Source organism: Sulfitobacter sp. 1A12056 (genome assembly GCF_043558125.1).
Classification (GTDB): Bacteria; Pseudomonadota; Alphaproteobacteria; order Rhodobacterales; family Rhodobacteraceae; genus Sulfitobacter; species Sulfitobacter faviae.
The window spans coordinates 92032-113138 of record NZ_JBIFFY010000003.1 but is presented as its reverse complement, the minus strand read 5'-3'; the positions used below and the strand labels follow the sequence as shown (position 1 = coordinate 113138).

The 21107-nt window shown below is 64.5% G+C and carries 22 protein-coding genes; 4 read left to right on the top strand and 18 right to left on the bottom strand.

Annotated features, from left to right (window positions below; translation table 11 throughout):
- The first annotated feature begins 23 nt into the window (after nucleotides 1–23).
- From ACGYLD_RS08685 to ACGYLD_RS08675, 3 genes are all read left to right on the top strand, one after another.
- Nucleotides 24–2477, top strand: coding sequence for a ligase-associated DNA damage response DEXH box helicase (locus tag ACGYLD_RS08685; protein WP_276153842.1), 2454 nt, complete (start codon nucleotides 24–26; stop codon nucleotides 2475–2477).
- A 286-nt stretch (nucleotides 2478–2763) separates the two neighbouring features.
- Nucleotides 2764–3435: a ligase-associated DNA damage response endonuclease PdeM gene (pdeM, locus tag ACGYLD_RS08680; protein ID WP_271693156.1), complete on the top strand. Its 672-nt coding sequence runs from the start codon at nucleotides 2764–2766 to the stop codon at nucleotides 3433–3435.
- Complete coding sequence (locus ACGYLD_RS08675; RefSeq protein WP_394402128.1) at nucleotides 3435–3857, top strand: PaaI family thioesterase; 423 nt, start codon at nucleotides 3435–3437, stop codon at nucleotides 3855–3857. Before pdeM ends, ACGYLD_RS08675 begins: the two co-directional genes overlap by 1 nt.
- Here ACGYLD_RS08675 and folD read toward each other — a convergent pair.
- From folD to ruvC, 17 genes are all read right to left on the bottom strand, one after another.
- On the bottom strand, nucleotides 3854–4744 hold the full coding sequence (folD, locus tag ACGYLD_RS08670; protein ID WP_271693795.1) for a bifunctional methylenetetrahydrofolate dehydrogenase/methenyltetrahydrofolate cyclohydrolase FolD: 891 nt from the start codon (nucleotides 4742–4744) through the stop codon (nucleotides 3854–3856). The genes ACGYLD_RS08675 and folD overlap by 4 nt on opposite strands.
- 74 nt (nucleotides 4745–4818) lie before the next feature.
- Nucleotides 4819–6495, bottom strand: coding sequence for a formate--tetrahydrofolate ligase (locus tag ACGYLD_RS08665; protein WP_271693154.1), 1677 nt, complete (start codon nucleotides 6493–6495; stop codon nucleotides 4819–4821).
- Between the two features lie 111 nt (nucleotides 6496–6606).
- Complete coding sequence (locus ACGYLD_RS08660; RefSeq protein ID WP_271693153.1) at nucleotides 6607–7191, bottom strand: MOSC domain-containing protein; 585 nt, start codon at nucleotides 7189–7191, stop codon at nucleotides 6607–6609.
- 39 nt (nucleotides 7192–7230) lie between these two features.
- Nucleotides 7231–7884 (bottom strand): hypothetical protein, encoded by a 654-nt coding sequence (locus ACGYLD_RS08655; protein WP_271693152.1) that lies wholly within the window; start codon nucleotides 7882–7884, stop codon nucleotides 7231–7233.
- Nucleotides 7885–8029: 145 nt separating this feature from the next.
- Complete coding sequence (gene ftsH / locus ACGYLD_RS08650) at nucleotides 8030–9946, bottom strand: ATP-dependent zinc metalloprotease FtsH (RefSeq protein WP_067262909.1); 1917 nt, start codon at nucleotides 9944–9946, stop codon at nucleotides 8030–8032.
- Nucleotides 9947–10047: 101 nt separating this feature from the next.
- The gene (gene tilS, locus ACGYLD_RS08645; RefSeq protein ID WP_271693151.1) at nucleotides 10048–11319 is read right to left on the bottom strand and encodes a tRNA lysidine(34) synthetase TilS; all 1272 of its coding nucleotides are present in this window, start codon (nucleotides 11317–11319) and stop codon (nucleotides 10048–10050) included.
- A 6-nt stretch (nucleotides 11320–11325) separates the two neighbouring features.
- Complete coding sequence (gene ybgF / locus ACGYLD_RS08640) at nucleotides 11326–12186, bottom strand: tol-pal system protein YbgF (protein ID WP_271693793.1); 861 nt, start codon at nucleotides 12184–12186, stop codon at nucleotides 11326–11328.
- A gap of 73 nt (nucleotides 12187–12259) precedes the next feature.
- Nucleotides 12260–12784, bottom strand: coding sequence for a peptidoglycan-associated lipoprotein Pal (gene pal / locus ACGYLD_RS08635; protein WP_067262930.1), 525 nt, complete (start codon nucleotides 12782–12784; stop codon nucleotides 12260–12262).
- Nucleotides 12785–12882: 98 nt separating this feature from the next.
- Nucleotides 12883–14226, bottom strand: a complete 1344-nt coding sequence (gene tolB / locus ACGYLD_RS08630; protein WP_271688056.1) for a Tol-Pal system beta propeller repeat protein TolB — start codon at nucleotides 14224–14226, stop codon at nucleotides 12883–12885.
- A 1-nt stretch (nucleotide 14227) separates the two neighbouring features.
- On the bottom strand, nucleotides 14228–15376 hold the full coding sequence (locus tag ACGYLD_RS08625) for an energy transducer TonB (protein ID WP_271693150.1): 1149 nt from the start codon (nucleotides 15374–15376) through the stop codon (nucleotides 14228–14230).
- Between the two features lie 3 nt (nucleotides 15377–15379).
- Nucleotides 15380–15853 (bottom strand): protein TolR, encoded by a 474-nt coding sequence (gene tolR, locus ACGYLD_RS08620; protein WP_209218187.1) that lies wholly within the window; start codon nucleotides 15851–15853, stop codon nucleotides 15380–15382.
- 3 nt (nucleotides 15854–15856) lie between these two features.
- The gene (gene tolQ, locus ACGYLD_RS08615; RefSeq protein WP_271688060.1) at nucleotides 15857–16552 is read right to left on the bottom strand and encodes a protein TolQ; all 696 of its coding nucleotides are present in this window, start codon (nucleotides 16550–16552) and stop codon (nucleotides 15857–15859) included.
- A gap of 130 nt (nucleotides 16553–16682) precedes the next feature.
- Nucleotides 16683–17081, bottom strand: coding sequence for a YbgC/FadM family acyl-CoA thioesterase (locus ACGYLD_RS08610; protein ID WP_209218189.1), 399 nt, complete (start codon nucleotides 17079–17081; stop codon nucleotides 16683–16685).
- On the bottom strand, nucleotides 17078–17701 hold the full coding sequence (locus tag ACGYLD_RS08605) for a hypothetical protein (protein WP_271693792.1): 624 nt from the start codon (nucleotides 17699–17701) through the stop codon (nucleotides 17078–17080). The genes ACGYLD_RS08610 and ACGYLD_RS08605 overlap by 4 nt, the downstream gene beginning before the upstream one ends.
- A gap of 30 nt (nucleotides 17702–17731) precedes the next feature.
- The gene (gene ruvB / locus ACGYLD_RS08600; RefSeq protein ID WP_271693148.1) at nucleotides 17732–18751 is read right to left on the bottom strand and encodes a Holliday junction branch migration DNA helicase RuvB; all 1020 of its coding nucleotides are present in this window, start codon (nucleotides 18749–18751) and stop codon (nucleotides 17732–17734) included.
- Between the two features lie 76 nt (nucleotides 18752–18827).
- A complete protein-coding gene (gene ruvA / locus ACGYLD_RS08595) occupies nucleotides 18828–19505 on the bottom strand; it encodes a Holliday junction branch migration protein RuvA (protein WP_271693147.1) in 678 nt (225 codons plus the stop codon).
- On the bottom strand, nucleotides 19502–20008 hold the full coding sequence (ruvC, locus tag ACGYLD_RS08590; RefSeq protein ID WP_067263543.1) for a crossover junction endodeoxyribonuclease RuvC: 507 nt from the start codon (nucleotides 20006–20008) through the stop codon (nucleotides 19502–19504). The genes ruvA and ruvC overlap by 4 nt, the downstream gene beginning before the upstream one ends.
- A gap of 354 nt (nucleotides 20009–20362) precedes the next feature.
- On the opposite strand from ruvC, the gene ACGYLD_RS08585 reads away from it, so the two are divergent.
- The gene (locus ACGYLD_RS08585) at nucleotides 20363–20581 is read left to right on the top strand and encodes a DUF1127 domain-containing protein (RefSeq protein ID WP_209218191.1); all 219 of its coding nucleotides are present in this window, start codon (nucleotides 20363–20365) and stop codon (nucleotides 20579–20581) included.
- Nucleotides 20582–20670: 89 nt separating this feature from the next.
- On the opposite strand, the gene ACGYLD_RS08580 is transcribed toward ACGYLD_RS08585, so the two are convergent.
- Nucleotides 20671–21015, bottom strand: coding sequence for a hypothetical protein (locus ACGYLD_RS08580; RefSeq protein WP_271693144.1), 345 nt, complete (start codon nucleotides 21013–21015; stop codon nucleotides 20671–20673).
- Nucleotides 21016–21107: the final 92 nt, after the last annotated feature.

Sequence of the window (21107 nt, the reverse complement as noted above, 5' to 3'; positions counted from 1 at the left end):
CTGCCGATACTACATTGGGTGTCATGCGCGCCCTACCCCCCAAATTCGCCGATTGGTTCGCCCAGAACGGCTGGTCTTTGCACCCGCACCAGCAAGAGATGCTGGACCGTGCCGAGGCTCCTGCCCTGCTGCTCATCGCCCCCACAGGAGGCGGCAAAACGCTGGCCGGTTTCCTGCCAACCCTCGTCGATCTGGCCGAAGAAGAGCACGAGGGGATGCACACGCTCTATATATCGCCGCTCAAGGCGCTGGCGGCGGACATCAAACGCAACCTCACACGCCCGGTCGAGGAGATGCGCCTGCCGATCCGCATCGAAGACCGCACCGGCGACACCTCGCAGTCGCGCCGCCGCCGCCAGCGTGCCGACCCGCCGCATATCCTGCTGACCACCCCCGAAAGCCTCGCCCTGCTGACCTCCTATGAGGACGCCGCGCGCACCTTTCGGGGCCTCAAACGCGTGGTGATCGACGAGATCCACGCCCTGGCCGAAAGCAAACGCGGCGACCAGCTGATGCTGGCCTTGACCCGGTTGCAAGCCCTCTGCCCCGACCTGAAACGCGTGGGCCTCTCGGCCACGGTCGAAGACCCCGCGGCCATCGCCCACCTGATGGCCCGCCACCCCGACCCCTGCGAAGTGCTCTTGGCCGATCCCGGCCCCGCCCCCGACATCCAGATGCTGCGCACAGAGGAGGCCCCGCCCTGGGCCGGCGGCGGCGCGGCCTATGCGATCCCCGCGGTCCTCGAACAGGTGCGCCAACACAAGACGACGCTCATCTTCCACAACACCCGCGCGCAGGCCGAGATCTTCTTCCACAAACTCTGGCTCGCCAACGAGGACGCCCTGCCCATCGCCATCCACCACGGCAGCCTCGACCGCGCGCAGCGCGAGAAGGTCGAGGCGGCGATGGTACGCGGCGATCTACGCGCCATCGTCTGCACAGGCACGCTTGATCTGGGGATCGACTGGGGCGACGTGGACCTCATCATCCAGATCGGCGCGCCGAAGAACGTGAAACGTCTGGTCCAGCGCATCGGCCGCGCCAACCACCGCTACAACGCCCCCTCCAAAGCGCTCCTGGTCCCCGCCAACCGCTTTGAAGTGGTGGAATGCGTGGCGGCGCTAGAGGCCGTGCTCGAAGGTGCACTCGATGGCGATCCGCGCGGGCAAGGCCCGCGCGACGTGCTCTGCCAGCACATCCTCATCGCTGCCTGCGCCGGCCCCTTCGACGCCGAGGACCTCTTTGCCCAAATCCGCACCGCCGGGGCCTATTCCAACCTGTCACGCGCCGCCTTCGACGCCTGCCTCGATTTCTGCGCCACGGGCGGCTACGCGCTGCGCGCCTACGACCGTTGGCAACGGCTGCTGCAACGCCCCGACGGGCAATGGCAACTGCGTGACCCCCGCGCCGCGCAACGCATCCGTATGAACATCGGCACCATTCAGGACACCGACAAGCTCAAGGTCCGCATGAAACGCAACCGCGGCGGCAAGCCCCTTGGCGAGATCGAAGAGGGCTTTGCCGCCACGCTCACCAAAGGCGATACCTTTCTGATCGGCGGGCAAATCGTGCGCTACGAAGGGCTGCGCGAAACCGTGGTCGAGGTCAGCCGCAACGCCGCGAAGAAGCCGAAAGTGGCGACCTTCGGCGGTACGAAATTCGCCACCTCCACCCAACTATCGGCCCGCGTGCAACAAATGTTCACCCAAGACAGCTGGCCCGAACTGCCCTCCCACACCGCCGAATGGCTCAGCCTGCAACGTGAGGTCAGCCAACTGCCGCAGCCCGGCACGCTGCTGGTGGAAAGCTTCCCCCATGACTTTGCCGAACAGACGGTGTTCTACGGCTTTGCCGGACGCAACGGCCAACAAACGCTCGGCCTTCTGCTCACCAAACGCATGGAAGACCTTGGCCTACGCCCTCTGGGCTTTGTTGCAACGGACTATGCCACGCTGATCTGGGGGCTCTCCCCCCTCGACGACCCGGCTCCGCTGCTTGATCCGGCGATGCTGCACGAAGGGCTCGACAGTTGGCTTGCGGGCAATGCCGTGATGAAACGCACGTTTCGCGCCGCCGCCACCATCGCCGGGCTGATCGAGCGCAACAGCCCGCAGGCGCGCAAATCCGGACGGCAAACGACCTTTTCTAGCGATATCCTCTACGACACGCTGCAGCGCTATGAACCGGACCACCTGATGCTCGACATCACCCGAGAAGAAGCCCTCAGCGGGTTGGTGGATTTCGGCAGAATCGAAGAAATGCTCGGGCGAATTGCCGGGCGGATCACCCATCGCAAGCTCTCCCGCGTAAGCCCCCTGGCCGCGCCGCTGTTTCTCGAAATGGGCCGCGTTCCGGTCGAAGGCGCCGGGCAGGATCGTCTGTTGGCAGAAGAGGCGGAACGTTTGATGGAAGCCTCCGGCCTCGCGCAACTCACCCCGCCGCCCTCGGATCAGCCGCCATGGCGGGATGGTCGTTGAACATGAGCGTTTCGCGGGCGGAGAGGTTCTGCAAGGTATTTGAAAAAGGATGAAGATGATTAAGGGTTCTTTAACCAAGGTGGCGCATCTTCCTCTCGCGGTACAGGCTGAGGAGCCGATGACCGCAAAGGATGAAGGCGCGTCTCCGGTCCGGTAACCACCCGATCGCGGGGCGCGCTTTCTGCAGTTCATCCTTTCTTAAATACCTCTGCGCTGACCTTTCCGTCTGCGCAACCTTCGCGTTTGGCCCCTTGCCAAATCAGTGCCGATCTCAGATGAACAAAGGATGAACGGACTTAAGTTTTCATTCGCCGGGGCGGGGCTGACTGCGCTTGGTTCTGGCGCGCTTTGGTGGCGCGAAAGGGATTTGCTTTGTGTGAGCGATCTTCACTTGGGCAAGTCGGAACGGATTGCGCGGCGCGGCGGGTCGGCGCTGCCGCCTTATGAGACGCGCGATACGTTGAAACGGTTGGCGGCGGACCTGTCTTACACTCAGGCGCGGCATGTAGTCTGCCTTGGCGATAGTTTTGATGACCTCGGGGCGGCGCAGGCGCTGCCAGAGGAAGAGCGGCTTTGGATTCTTGGCCTGCAGGCCGGGCGGCGGTGGGATTGGATCGAAGGCAATCACGACCCGGGCCCGGTTGGGTTGGGCGGTACCCATTTGGGTGAGTTGGCGCTCGGCCCGCTGACCTTTCGGCATATCGCGGCGGAGGGGACCGGCGGCGAGGTGTCGGGGCATTATCATCCCAAGGCATCGATCCGCGCGCGGGGCCGCAGCATCTCGCGTCCGGCGTTTTTGTTTGACAGCAAGCGGCTGATCCTGCCTGCATATGGCACCTATACCGGCGGGCTGCGCAGCCAGTCGCGGGTGCTTTGTGATTTGATGGGGCCAGAGGCCTGTGCGGTGCTGACCGGGCCGCAACCTGTGGCGATCCCCATGCCCGGAAAGAAGCGATGATGGATGATCAGATTGAACGCCGGGTGCGGGAGAGTTTTGCCAAGCAGACCATGATGCAGACCTTGGGGGCCGAGATCATCGAAGTGCAGTCGGGTCTGGTCAAGGTTGCGGCGCCGGTCCTGCCGGGCGCGATGCAGCAGCAGGGTTTTGGCCATGCGGGGCTGACCTTTTCCATTGGCGATTCCGCGGCGAGCTATGCGGCCTTGAGCATGTTGCCGCCGGAGGTCGATGTCGTAACCTCGGAGATCAAGATCAACCTTCTGGCTCCCGCCAGGGGAGACCGGCTGATTGCCACGGGCCGGGTGGTGAAACCGGGCCGGCGGCTTTGTGTGGTCACGGCAGAGGTGCATGCGGAAACGGATGGCGCCGCCAAGCTCATCGCCATCCTGCAGGGCACCATCGTGCCGGTGCCGGGCGCTTAGGCGGTCAGCCCTTCGGGTTCTGCCAACCCATTGGCGCGGCAACAGGCGGTGACCGTATTGGCCAGCAGGCAGGCGATGGTCATCGGCCCGACCCCGCCGGGCACCGGGGTGATGGCCCCGGCGCGCTGGCTGGCGCTGTCGAAGTCCACGTCGCCAACCAGTTTGGTTTTCCCGCCGGTCTCGATCCGGTTGATGCCCACGTCGATCACCGTCGCGCCCTCTTTGATCCAATCGCCGGGCACCATTTCGGGGCGGCCAACGGCGGCGACCACGATATCGGCGCGGCGCACCACTTCGGGCAGATCGCGGGTGCGGCTATGCGCGATGGTCACCGTGCAGCTATCGCCCAAGAGCAGCTGCGCCATCGGTTTGCCGACAATGTTGGAACGGCCAATGACCACCGCGTTCATACCCGTCAGATCGCCGTGATGGTCGCGCAGCATCATCAGGCAGCCCAGCGGGGTGCAGGGCACCATGCTTTTCTGCCCTGTGCCTAGCAGGCCGACGTTGGAAATGTGGAAGCCGTCCACGTCCTTGGCGGGCGAGACGGCGTTGACCACACGGCTTTCGTCCAGATGATCCGGCAGCGGCAGTTGCACGAGGATGCCGTGGATCTCGGGGTCGTTGTTCAACGCGTCGATCAACTTGAGCAACTCGCCCTGATCAACGGTCGCGGGCAGCTTGTGTTCGACCGATTTCATACCGACTTCGCGGGTCATCTTGCCCTTGGAGCGGACATAGACTTGGCTTGCCGGGTCTTCGCCCACCAGCACCACGGCGAGGCCGGGGGTGACACCGTGATCCGTCTTTAGCCGGTCGACATGGCCCGCGACCTTCTCACGCACCGTTGCTGCAAAGGCTTTACCATCGATGATTGTCGCTGCCATATCCGTCTCACTTTCGCTCGCTGCAGGTTGAACATGCTCTACATCACCGCGACGGCGGGTCATTGCAACCCGCCTTAGAACAATCCCTCCACATCGCCATCGGCGTTGAGCTTGATTGCCTCGGCAGAAGGCACCCGCGGCAGGCCCGGCATGGTCATGATCTCACCGCAGATGACGACAACGAAACCCGCCCCTGCTGAGAGGCGCACCTCGCGGATGGGGACGCTGAAACCAGTGGGCGCGCCGCGCAGGTCGGGATCGGTCGAGAAACTGTACTGGGTCTTGGCCATGCAGACCGGCAGATCGCCATAGCCCTGCGCCTCCCAATCCTTCAACTGGTTGCGCACCTTTTGGTCGGCCAGCACTTCGTCGGCACGGTAAACACGTTTGGCGATGGTCTCGATCTTTTCGAACAGCGGCATCTCGTCGGCATAGAGCGGGGCGAAATTCGCGTGATCGCCATCGGCGATCTCTGCCACGCGGGTGGCCAGATCGGCGGAGCCTTCCGAGCCCAACTCCCAGTGGCGCGAGAGGATCGCTTCGGCCCCTTGGGCCGCGACATAGTCCTTCACAGCCGCCACTTCGGCATCGGTATCGGTGACGAAATGGTTGACCGCCACGACCACGGGCACGCCAAAGGATTTCACGTTTTCGATGTGGCGGCCAAGGTTGGCGCAGCCCTGTTGCACTGCCTCGACATTCTCGGTCCCTAGGTCGGCTTTCGCCACGCCGCCGTTCATCTTCATCGCGCGCACCGTGGCGACGACGACCACCACCGAAGGCGCCAGCCCCGCCTTGCGGCATTTGATGTTCATAAATTTTTCGGCCCCGAGATCGGCGCCAAAGCCTGCCTCTGTCACCACATAATCTGCCAGTTTCAACGCTGTGGTCGTGGCGATGACCGAGTTGCAGCCATGGGCGATATTGGCGAAGGGCCCGCCGTGGACGAAGGCGGGGTTGTTCTCAAGCGTCTGCACGAGGTTCGGCTGCATCGCGTCTTTCAAAAGCACCGTCATGGCCCCATCCGCCTTGATGTCGCGGGCATAGACCGGACTACGGTCGCGGCGGTAGGCGACGATCATCGCGCCAAGGCGCTCTTGCAGATCGGTGAGGTTCTTGGCCAGACAGAGGATCGCCATGACCTCGGAGGCTACGGTGATGTCAAAGCCCGTCTCGCGCGGGAAACCGTTGGGCACACCGCCCAAGGAGGCGGTGATCTGGCGCAGGGCGCGGTCGTTCATGTCGACCACCCGGCGCCATGTGACGCGGCGGGTGTCGATCTCCAACTCGTTGCCCCAGTAGATGTGGTTGTCGATCATCGCCGCCAGCAGGTTGTGCGCGCTAGTGATGGCGTGGAAATCGCCGGTGAAATGAAGGTTCATCTCTTCCATCGGCACAACTTGGGCATAGCCGCCGCCCGCAGCGCCCCCCTTCATCCCGAAGTTCGGCCCGAGAGAGGCTTCGCGGATGCAGACCGCCGCCTTTTTGCCGATCTGGTTCAGCCCGTCGCCGAGCCCGACGGTGGTGGTGGTCTTGCCCTCCCCCGCCGGGGTTGGGTTGATCGCGGTGACGAGGATCAGCTTGCCGTTCGCGCGGTCCTGCACAGAGTCGATAAAGGATTGGCTCACCTTCGCCTTGTCATGGCCATAGGGCAGCAGGTCGTCGCTTGAGATGCCCAGCTTCGCGCCGATCTCTTGAATAGGGCGTTTCGCCGCTTCGCGGGCGATTTGAATGTCGGTTTTACAAGCCATGAGAATCCCCTGTTGCCGTTGGTGGCGATCTTTATTCTTTAGCCATAGCGCGACAAGCCCCCGACGGGGGGCCGTGTTTCCGACACTCAAAGTTCGCGAAACGGCGCGCGCTTAGCCCAGATGCGGCCAGACCGGCTGGTTCGGCACGAAAAGCCGCAGCGTGTCGCCCAAGCTCAACGGCCCCTCCCGCTCAACCCATGCGGTCACGCCGCGTTTGCCTTGGGCGGCGGCTTTAAAGGTTTTGCCATGGCCGGGGGCCTCCACCTCGATCTCACGGGCAGGGAGGTTGCAGGGGCCGTTTTCGATGTCCACGACCAAGGTGGTGCCATGCTCGTTTTGTAGCCGCGACCCCGGCGGGACGAGGGTGAAATCCGGGATCCCTTCAAGGATGATCGAAGCGCCCAGCAGGGTCGGGTCGAGCTTGGGAAGGTCGATGGCGGCGGCGATCTCGGCCATCTCTTCGGCGGAGAGGATGGAGAGTTGGCGCGTGTTGCGTATCTCTGTTCCCTTGGCATGCAGGTTGCGCACGCGCACGCAGGCCGGACGGGTCAGCCCTGCGTGAAAATCCCCTTCGATGCCCGCATAGGTCGCAAAGACCTGTTCCACCGCGACCGAGCGGATGTTTTCGCGGTCCTGAGGGACCATGCCCAGCCAAGTGATCCGGGCGGTATGGTCTGTCTTGCGCAGTTCGGGCATGGGGCGTCCTTTGACGTGGTTTGCTGTGGCATCCTATGCCTATTGCCGGACCAGATGTACCTTGAAACCGCCCCCACTCAATGAGGCTTTGGCAAGGGTGCCCGCTGTATAGACAAGCGCCATCCCGAAAGATTTGAGATAAAATGGCGAGACATAGCCCGGCCCCATGACTACACGAAAGGACATATCACAGAACACCGAAGCCCCTTCCTCTCGGCTGCTCTGCGTCACGATCTGCACCACGCGGCGCCCATCGTAGAGCGACAGCGGCGCGGGGCAGCTTTTGCCGGTGGCTAGCGCCGCGAAAAGCTCCGGCGGAAACAGGACACCGGGCGGCACCGCCTTGGCATCCGACATTTTCGTCATTTCCGATGACGGCGTGATCTTGACCGAGGTGACCTGCCGCCCCGCCCGTTCAATCGCGATATCGCGCGTCTCGCTCCCCCGGTTTGAACCGAGATAGCTGACCGCGTTCCCTTTCGCCTTGGAAACCGCGTTGAAACTGCCGTTCTTGATGCCGAATGGTGCGTTGTCGAGCGACAGCAAGAAAGCGGCGTTCCGGCTTTGGCCGTTGAACTGCAAAGTCCCCAACTGCCGCCCGCCCAAGGCCACGGCGTAGGTTTGCGGATCGGCCAAAGCGCGTCCGGCGTTGACGGCCATAAGAAGGGCAAGGGCAGAAAGGATGCGTCGCATGGGACCCCGGCTTGTCGAGAATTCCGCCTCTATGTAACGCGACGGCGGCTGCGACGCGATAGTGGAATTCCCGCCCCTCAACGAATGCCCCCCCAAAATGAAAAGACCCCGCCGAAGCAGGGTCTTTCAAATGTCGTAGGTCGGATCAGACCGAAGGTTCAGGTTCCATCCCGCCATCCTTCGGCGGGGTTTTCTTGCCCTTCGCCTTGGGGATCGCGGTGACGCTCGGCGCGCTGCCGGTGTCGGAGTTGTCGTCGTCGGAATCCTCTGCTGGCGGCAGGCCGTCCATGACGCGTTTGATCTCATCGCCGGTCAGGGTCTCATACTCCAGCAGACCTTGGGCCAGACGCTCGAACTCCACCTCTTTCTCGGTGATGATCTTCATCGCGCGATCATAGCCGTCTTGGATGAACTGCTGCACCTCTTTCTCGACCAACTCCTTGGTATTGGCTGAGACGGAGAAGCCCGCAGTGTTGCCCTGATAGCCCTGCGCGGCTTCGGAATAGTCGATATTGCCGACCTTATCCGACATGCCCCATTGCAGCACCATCGCACGCGCCAGCGCAGACGCTTGCTGGATGTCGCCCGCCGGACCGTTGGAGACCGAATCCGGCCCGTATTTGTGGATTTCCGCCGCCTTGCCCGCCATGGCCATGGCCAGACGCTGGTGGCATTCGTCCTTGAACATGTTCAGCCGGTCGATCTCAGGCAGGCTCATCACCATGCCGAGCGCGCCGCCGCGCGGGATGATCGTGGCCTTGTAGACCGGGTCGCATTTGGGCAGCGTCATGCCCACCAGCGCGTGACCGGCCTCATGATAGGCGGTCATTTCCTTCTGCTCGGCGGTCATCACCATCGACCGGCGCTCGGGGCCCATCATCACCTTGTCCTTGGCCTGCTCGAAATCGACCATAGTGACGAAACGCCGGCCGACACGGGCGGCCATCAGCGCGGCCTCGTTCACGAGGTTCGCCAAATCCGCACCCGAGAAGCCCGGCGTGCCGCGCGCGATGATGCGCAGATCGACGTCCGGCCCCAGCGGGGTCTTGCGGGCGTGGACCGAGAGAATCTTTTCGCGGCCCTTGATGTCGGGGTTGGGCACGGTGACCTGACGGTCGAAACGGCCCGGACGCAGCAGCGCGGGGTCGAGCACGTCGCGACGGTTGGTCGCGGCGAGGATAATGACGCCTTCGTTGGACTCGAAGCCGTCCATCTCGACCAGAAGCTGGTTCAGCGTCTGTTCACGCTCGTCGTTGCCGCCGCCGTAGCCGGCGCCACGATGACGGCCCACGGCGTCAATCTCGTCGATGAAAACGATACAGGGGGCGTTCTTCTTGGCCTGTTCGAACATGTCGCGGACACGGGATGCACCGACGCCGACGAACATCTCGACGAAGTCGGAGCCCGAAATGGTGAAGAAGGGCACGCCAGCCTCGCCCGCAATGGCGCGGGCCAGCAGGGTCTTACCGGTGCCCGGAGGGCCCACCAGCAGCGCGCCCTTGGGGATCTTGCCGCCGAGGCGCGAGAACTTCTGCGGGTTGCGCAGGAATTCGACGATTTCTTCGAGTTCTTCCTTGGCCTCGTCGATGCCCGCCACGTCGTCAAAGGTCACGCGGCCGTGCTTTTCGGTCAGCATTTTGGCCTTGGATTTGCCAAAGCCCATGGCCCCGCCCTTGCCGCCGCCCTGCATGCGGTTCATGAAGTAAATCCACACGCCGATCAGCAGCGCGATGGGCAAGAGCGACATCAGGAAGGTCTGGAAACCAGACTGTTGCTGGGGGCGCGCTTTGACAGGGATGTCGTTGTCGATCAAAAGCTGGGTCAGCTCGGCATCGCCGGGTTTGATCGTCAAGTAGTCGGCACCATCCGCTTGGCGGAATCGCACTTGCTCACCATCCAATGTCACATTTCGGACATCCCCATCCTGTACGGAGGTGACGAATTCGGAATAGCTGACTTCGTTGTTTTGCAGCGACCCGCTGGACCCGCTGAACAGGTTGAACAGCGCCAGCACAAGCAACATCAGGACAACCCAGAAGGCGAGGTTACGAACATTTCCCAAGGGAATTCTCCTAAATTCACATGGCCGCGGGCAAGTCCCGCAACCCAAGGGGCGCCCGTTCGGGCAACCACCATACTAAGATAGACATGATGCGCTCATGTTCAATGCGATAATGGCGCTGTTTTGTTCCATTCCGCGCCGCTTTCGCGCCGGACATGCCATTTCTGGTCCAGCCCGGCAAGGGGCGCGGCAAGCAGCCGCGGGCCCTGCCAGATGGCCGGGGTCGACAGCAAGGCGGCACGGGGTCGCCCAAGGCTGCGCCAATCGGGGCATTGGGCCAGCCCCTCTGGGCCAAGCGCGCGCAATTCGGCCTCCGGCGGCAGCCCTTCGGGGGGGATCGCACGCCAGCGTCCGTCCCAAAGCTGATCCGCAGGCACGCGCAGATCGCGCACCGCGTTATACTCGCGAAAGATCCAGATTTCACCGCGCCGGAGCAGTGCCTGACACCCCGCCAGCGTGGCCGCCTGCCCTTCCGCTAGCCCCGCGATCAAAGCGGCCACGGGGCCGCGGCGCGGGGGGTATGCGCCGCCGTTGATCTGCCCAATTGCCCGGAGCATCAGGCGGCGGCGGATCTCGTTCGGCTCGGCGAAAAAGGCATCGGCCTGCATCACCTGCGCGCCCGCCTCCATACGCAGAATATCGCCCGCGGCGCGATCGGTTTGGACGTCCAACGCCGCCCGGGCGGTGGCCATGTTGCGCGCGACCTCGGCCAAAGTCTCTACATCGATGCCAAGCGGCGCGAGGGCATCGAGGCTTTGGCGGGTTCTGATCCGGGCATAGCGCGGGTCATCGTTGCCGGGGTCTTCGACCCAGTGCAGCCCCGCCCGCTGCAGATGATCGCGCAGGGCCGCGCGCCGGGCAAAAAGCAGCGGGCGCAGCCATGTGACACCGAACCTTTCGCTGCGCGGCGCCATCGCCGCAAGCCCATCGACCCCCGACCGGCGCGCCAAGCGCATCAGCACCGTCTCGGCCTGATCGTCCGCCGTATGGCCAAGGGCCACGACGGGTAGCCCGCGCCGCGCGGCCCAACCGGCCATCAGGCGATAACGCGCCTCCCGCGCGGCGTTTTGGAGATTGCCCTGCCCGTCCCAATCGCGCCAGTGCAGGGTTTCATGGGCCAACCCCAGTCGGGCGGCATGGCGCGCGACCATGGCGGCCTCTTCCGCCGCTTCTGGGCGCAGTCCATGGTCGACGGTCACGGTCTCAAGATGGCTGCGCGTCGCCGTCGCCAACCCATGCAGAAGCGACAGCAGCGCCATGGAATCGCCCCCGCCCGAGACGGCGACGCCAAGGCGGGGCGGCAGCGCGCCGCCCAAGCCAGAAAGCAACCCCTCGGTCAGCGCTGCATCAGCCGTTGCGGCGGGTGCAGTCATCTGCGGTCAGGAACAACCCAGCGTCTGGCGCTGCGCCTCGGCTTGGCTGACCTGCGGGGCGTTCGGGAAGCGCACGCCGACTTCCGAAAGGGTCACGCAGGCCTCTTGGGTCTGCTCCAACACGCCAAGGGCGCGGCCTAGTTCAAAGAGCGACCGCGGGGCCACCGGCCCTTCGGGATCGGTACTGAAGGCCGCGAGATAGGCGCGCGCCGCTTCACGGTTGTCGCCCAGACCGGTCAGGGCTTCGCCCCGGCGCATCTCGGCCTCGGCGGCTAGCGGACCGCCGGGGTAGGTCGTATTGAAGGACGCAAAGAGATCGGCGGCGCTGCGAAAGTCACCCGATGCGAGCGCCTCCTGCGCCCGCTCGAAATCGGCCTTCTCGCTGACCGCCAGCTCTGCTTCGTTGATGGGGGTGATGATGCCGCCAGATGTACCTGCGCCACCGCTGCCGGGGGTCACTTCGACAACCTCGCGATCTGCGTCGGGAGCGGGGGCTGCCACGGCGGGCGCCTCCCCTCCGCCGAGGGTCGACGTCTCACCCAAAGCGCCCAGATCGCCGCCTTCAAGCTCAACCAGACGGTATTCCAGATCGCCGATCCGGTTGGTGCCATCGGCGACGATCCGGTTGATGCGGTTCTCCATCTCCTCGGTCTTGGAGGTGAGGCGCTGCAACTCGCTCTCCATGGTGCTGACCCGCTCCAACACCGAATTGCCGCCGGTCTCGACCGAGGCGCCGCCGGTGGTCGACAATTCGCGGCGCAGCTTTTGCACCTCGACGTTGAGCACGGTCAGCTGCTGGCGAATGTCCGCCAGCGTTTGATCGTTGTCCTGCGCCATAAGCGCGGCGGGGGCGGTCATCAGCCCCATCACGGCCACGAAGATATATCGCTTCAGCACATCGGCCTCCTTGGATTGGTCATTGCTTGGGCAGTTGCCGCGATCAGCTGGTCAGCGCGCCGCCAGCCAGCACGGTCACCGCGCGGCGGTTCTTGGCATAGCAAGCCTCGGCCGAGCAAATCTCGATCGGGCGCTCCTTGCCGTAGCTGATGGTCTTGAGCCGCGAGGCCGCGATCCCGCGTGAGATCATGTATTCGCGCACCGCGTTGGCGCGGCGACCGCCAAGGGCAATGTTGTATTCGCGTGTGCCCTGCTCATCGGCGTGGCCTTCGATCACGGCTTGGTAGTCGGAATTGGCCTGAAGCCATGCGACCTGCCCGTCAAGCGTGGCGCGGCCTTCGTCGGTCAGGGTGGATTGGTCCACAAGGAACAGCACCCGGTCGCCCACGGCCTGCTGGAAATAGGCGGTGGAGGTCGGGTCATTCGCGCTGCCCGGCACCACGCCGGCGTTGACCCCGGCCCCTGCATTTGCCCCGCCCATGCCATCGGCACCAAAGCGGTCAGGGTTGGTACAGGCCGACACGGCCAATGCGGAAATCAAAAGCGTGCTGGTCAGAATGCGTTTCATGGGGTCTGCCTTCTATGTGGTGGCGTTATCGTTGCTGGTATTAACACAGGCGCGGGATCATTGGAATTGCCCGCACCCGTGGGTGGCATGTGGAAACCTTAGTCTTGCAGCGGTGACCACGAGGGGTCAGAGCCGCCTTCGGGCGTGCGCACAGGCTTGAGGTTGCGCCCCGAAATATCGACGGAATAGAGCGAGGAAGACCCGCCCGCCCCTTGGGTTTCGCGCGCGAACATGATGACCCGCCCGTTGGGGGCCCAAGTCGGACCCTCATCAAGGAAAGAAGCGGTCAGCAGACGCTCTTCCGAGCCATCCAGCCGCATGACACCGATGTGGAAGCGGCCCTTGTTCTGCTTGGTGAAGGCCACCAGATCCCCGCGCGGCGACCAGACGGGCGTGCCGTAGCGCCCCTCGCCAAAGGAAATCCGCGTCGCCTCGCCCCCGGTGGCGGGCATGACATAAAGCTGCGGGCTGCCGGAACGGTCACTTTCAAAAACGATCTTGCTGCCATCGGGCGAGAAGCTCGGCGCCGTCTCGATCGCGGGGGTGTTGGTCAGGCGCACCGACTGGCCGCTGTTGATGTCCATCGAGTAGATATCCGTGTTGCCGCCTTGGCTCAGCGAATAGACGACCGTCTGACCGCTGGGCGAGAACCGCGGCGCGAAGGCCATGGAGCCTTCGGCGCTTTGCAGCGCGCGGCGTTGGACGGTGCCGATGTCGAGCACATAAATGCGCGGGAAGCCGCTTTCATAGCTGGTGTAGAGCACACGGTCCCCGCTGGGCGAAAAACGCGGCGCCAGCACGATAGAGCCGGATTCGGTGAGGTATTTCAGGTTCGCCCCGTCATAGTCCATCACGGCCAGACGTTTCTGGCGATTGTCCTTCGGCCCGGTCTCGGAGACGAAAACCACGCGGCTGTCGAAATAGCCGCCCTCGCCGGTGATCCGGCTGTAAACCGCATCGGCCACCTTATGCGCCATGCGGCGCCAGCCGTCGACGGTGCCGCTAAATTGCAAACCGCCCTGCCCGCTGGCATCCAGCAGCTCTTCACCCGAGAAGACGTCATAGACGCGAAATTTCACGTTCACGCTATTGCCGGTGACATTGACCGCCCCGGTGATCAGCGCCTGCGCGTTGATCGCCTTCCAATCGGCATATTCCACCGGCGCATTGAAGTCGCTCACGGTAGAAATATAGGCGCTGGCCGGAATCTCGCGGAACAGGCCAGTGCCGGTCAGATCGTCCGAGACGACGCGGGCGATGTCGACGGCCAATTGCCCCGCCTCACCGCTTTCGGGCTGAAAGCTGGGGACGGCAAAGGGCAAGGGTTCGATGGTCGGGTCGTCGATCACGATGCGCAACGGCTCGGCGCGCGCGGTGTCCGGGGCTGCCGCGAAGACGGTCGCGGCCCCCAGTGCCAGAAGTCCCAGAAGTCTCGTCAGCATGTTATCGGCTCCTCATTGGATCGAATGTCATCTCGATGTCTTGCCACTGGCTGTATTTTTCTTGTGGCAGGTCGTAGCCGCGGCTGCCGCAGCGGATGATTGCACGTTTGGCCGCCTCGAAGGCCTGCCTTGCTGCGGCATCGCCACCGCCCGAGGCGCTGAGCATCCGGATCGACCCGATTACCGGCGTGCCGTCCTGATTCATCTGCAGCCCCACGATCACCGTGGTCCGCGCCGCTTCGGTCGACAGCGCGCCGATGTTCCAGCAGGCGGAAACCGCGACGCGCAGGCTCTCGCGCTCGCCCGACGACAGCGGCGGGCCGCTCGGCACCGGGGCTTCGGCCTCCGGCTGGCCGAGGACTTCGCTCAGCGCATCGGCGATGGCGTCTTCGGTCGTGTCCTGCGCAGGTTCCTCGGCGGGCTCCGGTGTCGGTTCGGGGGCGGCTTCCTCCTCGGGTTCCTCCGGGGCCTCGGCCACCTCGACGGGCGGCGGCGGGGCCGGACGGCGACCGGGCGGACGGGCCGAGGCCGCCGGGGCCTGATCGGCCTCGGTCACGATCTCGGTCGTGCTGTCCTCAGGCGTCTGCGCCTCTTGCGGCTCTTCTTCGACGGCAACTTCCGGCTCGGCCTCGGGCTCGGGCGCGACGGCGGGCTGTTCGTCAAGGTCGGGGCGCGCTTCGGGCTCGGGCGGGGCCACGGGCTCGGGCGCCACGCGCGGGGCCTCGCGGGGGCGGGCCTCGGGGGCGATCTCGGGCACCAGAACGGCGGTGTCGCCGATGGGCTCGTTCAGTTCGGGCGCGCTGTCGTCCACTTCGGTCTGCGGCGGCAGTTCCAGCTCGGTCACCTCGGGCGGCCTGTCCTCGGGCGGGGTCTCGGTCTGCACCGGCTCGGGCTGTTCGATCTCGGCATCCGGCTCGGCGCTGACATCGGGCGCCTCCTCGCTCGGTGCGGGCAATGCGGGCTGGGCCACCTCGGTAGTCGAAGCGGGCGGCTGCTGGGCCGCGACGAGCGCGTCATATTCCGCCGCCGAGATCACCGAGACCTCGGTCATCTCGACCGGGTCCGGCTCGGAGGTGAAGATATTCCCGAACAAAAGCCAGCCGATAAGACCCAGATGCCCGGCACCTGATATGTAATGCCCGGTATGCACCGCTCAGCCACCCGACGTGTCGCTGCCGTCCATCGCCGGGCCGCCGATGTCGGTCACTAGACCGATGTTGGAAAATCCGCCCGCGTTGAGCGCGCCCATGACCTCCATGACCTGCGCATAGGGCACCGCGCCATCGGCGCGCAGGAAGACCCGGTCGCTGGCCCGCTCGGCCGCGATGGCGCGCAGCTTGGTCACCAGCTGGTCGCGTGGCGTGTCGGTGGTCTGGATCTGCACCGCGCCTTGGGCGGTGACGGTGACGGTCAGCGGCTCTTCCTGCTCGGCTGGCAGGGCCGTGGCGGCGGTCTTGGGCAGTTCCACCGGCACGCCGACGGTGAGGAGCGGGGCCGCGACCATGAAGATGATCAGCAGCACCAGCATCACGTCCACGAAGGGCGTGACGTTGATCTCGGCCATCGGCTGGGCGCGGCCGCGCCGCCGCCCCTTGCCGCCTTGCTTTTTCATGACACCCGCACCCATGGCTTAGCTGTCCAACTGGCGGCTGAGGATGGTCGCGAATTCGTCCGAGAAGGCCTCGTAGGTGCCGAGGATCCGGTCACTGTCGGCGCTCAGCTTGTTGTAGAAGACCACCGCCGGGATCGCGGCGAGAAGGCCGATGCCGGTCGCCAGAAGCGCCTCGGCGATGCCCGGGGCCACAACGGCGAGGTTGGTGTTCTGCTGGGCCGCGATCTCGATGAAGGAGTTCATGATGCCGAAGACGGTGCCGAACAGCCCGACGAAGGGCGCGGTGGAGCCCACGGTCGCCAGCACCGGCAGCCCCTTTTGCAGGCGCTCGGCCTCCTTGGCGATGGCCACGTCCATCGACCGGTCGATGCGCGCGGTGGCGCCGGGAATGAGCGCCCCGTCCTCGCGGTGGGAGCGGCGCCATTCCGACATGCCGGCGGCGAAGATCTTCTCCGACGGGCCGTCGGGATCGGCGCCAATCGTGTCAAAGAGACCGTCCAAAGGCTCACCCGACCAGAAGGCCCGATCGAACTGCGCCGCCTCTGCACGGGCTTTGCGGTATTGGATGGTTTTCTGAATGATGATCGACCAAGACCAGAAAGAGGCCCCGATCAGCATGATCATTACAAGTTTGACCGTGACCGTCGCCTTCGCGAACAGACCCCACAGGGAGAAATCGATCCCCTGTGCCAATGCCAGCGTCTCTGCTTCCATTTAACTATGCTCTTTTACTGCCGCCCCTTCGGGGCATTCTGCCTCTGGGTTCTATCTCTGGGCCCTATTTTCCGGCCTCAATTTGGAGCAAAGCTAACGGACTGCAACCTAGATTGCCAGAATTATGGTATCACCGCGCCGGATCGCCGTCCGACAAGCGGAGTTTCGCTGGCAGCCGCGTGGGTTTTCCGCCCGTTGTCATGCAAACGGCGGTAACTTTGGCGCGAAAGATGACCTTGCCATCGCGCAGCACGTCTTGGTCGAACACCCAACGCACCGGCCCTTCGGCCTGATGGGTCGTCTGCACCTCCAGCCGGTCGCCAAAGCGCGCGGCGCCGAGGTAATCCGCCTCCACCCGCGTCACGACAAAGACCAGCCCCTCGTCGCGCATGGCGCGTTGATCAAGGCCGATCTGTTCGACAATGTCCGACCGCGCCCGTTCGATATAGCGCAGGTAGTTGGCGTAATAGACGACACCCGCCATATCGGTGTCTTCATAGAAGATGCGGACCGGGAAGCTATGGCTCATGACGCCACCTGCACCCGCGCGGCAAGGCGCAGCGCGTGGCTAGCATCATTGGCGGCGGGGGGCATCACCGGGTCATAGGCGGCGCGGATCACATCCGCCACCTCGGGGCGCAGCACCAGCGCGTCATCGGCCATCGCCAGCGGGGATTGCTCCTGAAAGGCATCCTCGGACCACAAAAGGATGACCTGCACCGCTTGGCTCAGCGCCAGCACCTGCGCGGACATGTCTTGCAGGCTCTCGTCCATGCGCAGGAAGACGAAAGCCGCCTTGATCGCGCCGTTCTCGTCGAAACGGAAGAAACGGTACTGGTTCGCCCCCGCGGCCTGCAGCCGCTCGACCTGCGCCGCGAGGTCGGGCACCAGCCCATCCATACCCGGCACGTCCAAAAGCTCCGCCCAATCGGCGAAGAAGAACATCATCAGGTTGCTGCCCAACTCCGGGTCGGTTTCGGCCATGTCGTGACCGGCAAGCGTGGCCACCGCTTCGAGCGCGCCTTTCACCACCGGCAGCGCCTCTTCCTCGATCCCGAAAGCCACGGGGGCGATGGGACGGCCCCAGCGGGCAAAGGCGAACTGCCCGTCGCGGCGGGTGAAAAGGGTCTCGATCTGCTCTGCGGTCATCGTCATCTGGTCTACCTTCGCTCCGAAACGTCAGCCAAAAAGGTCGCTCTGCCCTCTGGGCGCGGCAAGCCCGAGATGGCTCCACGCCTTGGCGGCCAACATCCTGCCGCGCGGGGTACGCTGGATCAGCCCCTGCTGCAACAGGAACGGCTCGATGACCTCCTCCAGCGCATCGCGGCTTTCCGAAAGCGCGGCGGAAAGCGTCTCGATCCCCACCGGGCCGCCCTGGTAATTCTCGGCCATCAGGCGCAGGTAGCGCCGGTCGGCCCCATCGAGGCCGAGGTGATCGACCCCGAGCCGGGTCAGCGCCATATCCGCCAACTCGCGCGTCACGCGGCCATCGCCTTCGACCACGGCGAAATCCACCACCCGGCGCAACAGCCGCCCGGCGATACGCGGCGTGCCGCGGGCGCGTTTGGCGATCTCGCGCGCGCCGCCTTCGTCCGCCGGGGCGCCGAGCTTGCGGGCGTTGCGGTCGACGATGATGTAAAGCTCGTCCTCGGTGTAGAACTGCAGCCGCGTCGGAATGCCGAAACGGTCGCGCAGCGGCGTCGTCAGAAGCCCCATGCGGGTGGTGGCGCCCACCAGCGTGAAGGGCTGCAACTCGATCCGCACGGTGCGCGCGGCGGGGCCTTCGCCGATCACCAGATCAAGCTCGAAATCCTCCATCGCCGGGTAGAGCACCTCTTCGACCGAGGCGTTCAGTCGGTGGATCTCGTCGATGAAAAGCACGTCGCGCGCCTCGAGATTGGTGAGGATCGCGGCAAGGTCACCGGCTTTGGCCAGCACCGGGCCGGAAGTCATGCGAAAGCCCACGCCAAGCTCGCGCGCCATGATCTGCGCCAGTGTCGTCTTGCCCAAGCCCGGCGGCCCGTGGAACAGCGTGTGATCCATCGCCTCGCCGCGCTGGCGGGCCGACTGGATGAAGACCGACAGGTTCGCCCGCGCCTCCGCCTGCCCAACGAATTCGCTGAGCATTTGTGGCCGCAGCGCGCGGTCGGTGTCTTCGGGCAGCGGGTCGGGCCGCACGGTTGGGTCGATGTCGGTCATAGGGCCTCGTTATGCCGTAGGGTGCGTGGTTCTTCCAGCGGAAGGTTCACGCACCAGCCGCCGCGCGCATTCATGCTCACCCCTTCGGCGCCAGCAGTTTCAGCGCCGCGCGAATGAGCGCCTTGGTATCGGCCTCGGGCGTCTCGCCTGCCGCCTGCGCCACGGCGCCCGCCGCATCGCCCGGGGCATAGCCGAGGTTACCGAGCGCCGAAAGCGCCTCGGACTGGGCAGAGGCATTGGGGGCGGCAGGTTTCGGCGCGGGGCGCGGGGCGGCAGCTTCAATCACCGCCTCGTCGGCGGCGGCCTCAGTCTCGCCCATGGCGTCGGCCACGGTGCCGGTCATCGCCATGACGCCGGGCGCCTTGTCCTTGAGGTCAAGCACCACGCGTTGGGCGATCTTGGGCCCGATGCCCTTCGCGGCCTTCACCGCGTTCCAGTCACCAAGCGCGATGGCGCGGCTCACGCCATCCGGCCCCAGCGTGCCGAGGATCGCGAGCGAGGCCTTGGCCCCCACCCCCTGCACCGAGGTCAGCAGCCGGTGCCACTCCTTCTCCACCAGCGTCTGGAAGCCGAGAAGCTGCATCAAGTCCTCGCGCACCACGAGGTCGGTATAAAGCGCCACCGCCTCGCCCACGCCCGGGAGTGCTGCCATGGTTCGGTCGGAGACATAGACGAGGTAACCCACCCCGCGCACGTCGATCAGCACATGATCCGTAGCGCGGTAGTCGATGCGGCCCGAAAGCTTGCCGATCATGCGCTTGCCCTCGCCACCGCCTGCGCCAGCGTGCTCGCCCCGCCGTGATGCGCGTGGCAGATCGCGATGGCCAGCGCGTCGGCGGCATCCGGCCCCGCAATCTCGATCCCCGGCATCTGCATCTTAACCATATGCGCCACCTGTCCCTTATCCGCATGGCCGACGCCGACCACGGTTTTCTTGACCTTGTTGGGGGCATATTCGCCCACCGTCAAACCAAACTGCGCGGGCACCAGCATGGCGATGCCCCGCGCCTGCCCCAGCTTCAACGTCCCGGCGCCATCCTTGTTCACGAAGGTCTGCTCAACCGCTGCCGCTTGGGGCCGCCATGCCGTCAGCACGCGCGTAAGCTGCCCATGCAAGGACAAGAGCCGCGCGCCAAGGTCGTCGCCTTCGGAGTGACAGATGCCATTGGCCACATGGGCGATTCGGCTGCCCGAGACATCGATCACGCCCCAGCCCAGATTGCGCAGCCCCGGATCTATGCCGATCACCCGTATCATCTCTGCCCCTCGATAAAATTGTTGCTTTTTTGGTGCACTAGCACGAAAGGCGAACATCGCAAAGCCCTGAAGCGTGGCGGGCGCTTTGCGACAGGCGCTCTGTCGCTTTTAAACCGCGGTGTCGAATTGCGCCTCTCCATGGTTCAAAACCGACATGCCGGGCGGTGAATTTTTCCCGTAATGAGAGTGGGTTAACCCTGTTTTCGACCCATGCAAAAAACGCAGGCCTCACTGTCGTTTTTGAGGGATTGCGCGGGGCGAATTTCGGGCATACTTGCCAAAAATTCCGTTCGGTAAGGAAGGCCATCCTGCCCTCCTGCCGGCGCAACCTGAGATCAAACAAAGGACGGCCCCATGGCAGCTTTCGACACCACCCGCACCGCTTACGGCTCCCCCTCGGCCGTCACACGTATCCTTGGCTTTTTCGGCGCCTTCTTCGCTGCGGTTGAGGCTTGGCAAGACAGCCGCGCCACCCGCAAGGCGCTGTCGGACCTGACCGATCTCGAATTGCAAGACATCGGCTTGATCCGGGGCGACATTGACCTTGTGGCGCAGAACCACTTCGTGCGTTGACCCTACGGGATAAACATCAGCCCCATTAGAAAAGCCGTAGCGGAGAGCCTCCGCTACGGCTTTTTCTTTACGCAAGGGGCGGTGCCACGTTACCGCATGATCGGGCCGGTCAGCTCGGACAATGTCTGGGTCACCGGGTCGATGGCCATCATCTTGGCGCCGATCTGCTCAAGGTTCGACCCATTGGCGAGGCGCGAAAGGCGTTCGTTATAGGTCACCGGGCCGATCGCGGCGAGGGTGAAGGCTTTGAAGCCGAAAAACACCAGAACGATCAGGAAAAGCCCTGTCATCGGGAACCCCCGGCGGGCGCGTTTCGGCAAGACGGAGATCAGCCCGTCGCGTCCGACGCGGGTGACATGTCCTCGTTCCAGCTTCCGATGCTTGCGCCCCAGAAGTTCGATCCGTTTCGCGAATTGAGCGTGTCCTTCAGCCATCACAGCCTCCGTAGCAATCCGGCCCCCACCGTTTGCTGCCAATTTGAATAAAGTCCAAATGTGGCAACAAAGCGGCAAAAGGCTCGAATGCA